The sequence below is a fragment of the Corallococcus sp. CA047B genome (genome assembly GCF_003612065.1).
Taxonomy (GTDB): Bacteria; Myxococcota; Myxococcia; order Myxococcales; family Myxococcaceae; genus Corallococcus; species Corallococcus praedator.
The window spans coordinates 1-1597 of record NZ_RAWD01000640.1 but is presented as its reverse complement, the minus strand read 5'-3'; the positions used below and the strand labels follow the sequence as shown (position 1 = coordinate 1597).

Sequence of the window (1597 nt, the reverse complement as noted above, 5' to 3'; positions counted from 1 at the left end):
CCTGTCAGCCCCGGCGCCCGCTCACTCCACGGGCCACGTGTGCACCGGCAGCCCCTCCTCCGCGTGCTGGAGGTAGCGCTCCAGCATGGCGGCCATCGCGTCCGGCCGGGGCATGTGGGCCTCCAGCTTCGCCAGCACCTCCCGCTGCCAGCGCGACCCGGTGCGCCGCAGGGCCACCCGCTGCGCGATGATGTCCAGCATCGCATCCGCCTCTTCCGGGTCCACCCCGTGCTCCGTCAGGCCCCGCCGCGCCACCGGCAAGAGCTGCTTCACCAGGTCCACCACCGGCACGGGCCGGGGGCTGGGCGCGACCTCCGCCGGCCACAGCATCACCGCGTCCAGGCCGTGTCGCGCCGCCTGCTTGAAGTTGCGCCGCGCCTGCCAGAAGGGCAGCGCCGGCAGGAGCGCGTCCACCCGCTCCGCCAGCCCCAGCGTCAGGCCCAAGAGGAACGCCCCGTTGGCCACCATGTCCGCCACCGTCGGGCCCGCGGGCAGCGCTCTCAGCTCGATGCGCACGTGGCCGTCCCCTTGCGGATCATAGATGGCCCGGTTCCAGGACCAGACCGTGCTCTGGTGCAGCCGCAGCTCCCCCAGCCCCGGCACGCCCCCCGCCGCGACGACCTCCATCGGGGACTCGTCGCCCACCACCGGCAACAGCGGCGGGTAGAGCGCCACGGCCTCGGAGAACAGCTCGTGCACGCCCTCGCGCACCCAGCCGTGGCCGAACGTCACGCGCGGGTGCAGGTGGGCCACCTCGTCCCCGCCCTCGCCCCGGTCGTCGGTGGCCTGCTGGAAGAGCGCCACGCGCGTCTCCTCCCAGAGGCGCTTGCCCAGGAACAGCGGTGAATTGCCCGCCGCCGCCAGCACCGGCGCCGTGGCCAGCTGCGCGGCGTTGTACACGTGCGCGAAGTCCTCCGGGGCCACGCGCAGGTGGAACTGGAGCGACGTGTTCGCCCCCTCCAACGTCACGTCGTCCCAGGCGAGGTTGAGCGCGTCGTCGCCCGCGATGGCCACCTGGAAGGGTCCGTCGCGCCGCTTGCGGATGGCCGCGTTCAGCGCCCGGTAGCGGGCCTGCTGCGTCAGGGCCCCCTTGCCCAGGTCCGCCTGCCTGAGCGTGGGCAGGATGCCGATGGCCGCCACGCGCGCGCCCTGCGTCGCCGCCGCGCGCCCCAGCTCCTTCAGCACGTCCTCGAACTCCGTCCGCAGCGCGGTGAACGGGCGCCCCGCCAGCAGCGACGGCCGCACGTTCATCTCCATGTTGAAGCGGTTCAGCTCCAGCGTCAGCCGTTCATCCTTCGACTGGGCCAGCACCAACTGGTTCACCGGCAGCGGGTAGCCCGCGCGGTCCACCAGGTACACCTCCAACTCCGCGCCCATCGTCGTGGGCCCCACGCCGAAACCGGGGCGGCGCAGCAGTGCCCGCAGGGCCTCCAGGCTCTCCGCGAGCCGCTGCACGAACCGCTCGTGCTCCTTCGGCGTGAACTCCTCCTGCTGGATGGCGAGTCCCATAGACCCTCCACGATTGGCACGACGCGCGGTGCTGGCACGTCAGGTGTCAGCCGCTGGACGCCGCCCCCACGGAAAACCGTCCGCCCCT

Annotated in this window: 1 protein-coding gene; it reads right to left on the bottom strand. The window is 73.1% G+C overall.

The genetic code is table 11. The annotated features are described in order from the left end of the window. Positions 1-21: 21 nt before the first annotated feature. Complete coding sequence (locus D7X74_RS41855; protein WP_120538461.1) at positions 22-1509, bottom strand: glutamate--cysteine ligase; 1488 nt, start codon at positions 1507-1509, stop codon at positions 22-24. Positions 1510-1597 lie beyond the last annotated feature (88 nt).

Coding starts and splice junctions, on each gene's coding strand:
- D7X74_RS41855 (WP_120538461.1), bottom strand. CDS start 1,509: ATGGGACTCGCCATCCAGCAGGAGGAGTTCACGCCGAAGGAGCACGAG.